Genomic DNA, 227 nt, shown 5'->3' on the forward strand with positions numbered 1-227 from the left:
CCTACGCTCGGCCTCCTGAAGTCGCAATCTGTGTTGCTTGAACTATCGCGCACTTAGAAGCAAGAGCGATCGCGTTCTTCCAGTTAGTGTATGGAAACATGTAAGTTCGCTGTAGCTGTTGCTGTTGCTGTTGCTGTTGCTGTAGATCTTGATCTTGACTGTGATCTTGATCTTCACGACTTCAGGAGGCCGAACGAAGGACTTGCGGAGGGAGGTGACGGGCATGG

At 51.1% G+C, this 227-nt stretch carries 1 protein-coding gene; it reads right to left on the reverse strand.

All coding sequences use genetic code 11. The features are described 5' to 3' along the window. Positions 1-42 precede the first annotated feature (42 nt). A complete protein-coding gene (locus IAE36_RS23805) occupies positions 43-225 on the reverse strand; it encodes a hypothetical protein (RefSeq protein ID WP_236409267.1) in 183 nt (60 codons plus the stop codon). Positions 226-227 lie beyond the last annotated feature (2 nt).

It is taken from the genome of Pseudomonas sp. S36, assembly GCF_016647875.1.
Lineage (GTDB): Bacteria > Pseudomonadota > Gammaproteobacteria > Pseudomonadales > Pseudomonadaceae > Aquipseudomonas > Aquipseudomonas parafulva.

Coding starts and splice junctions, on each gene's coding strand:
- IAE36_RS23805 (WP_236409267.1), bottom strand. CDS start 225: ATGCCCGTCACCTCCCTCCGCAAGTCCTTCGTTCGGCCTCCTGAAGTC.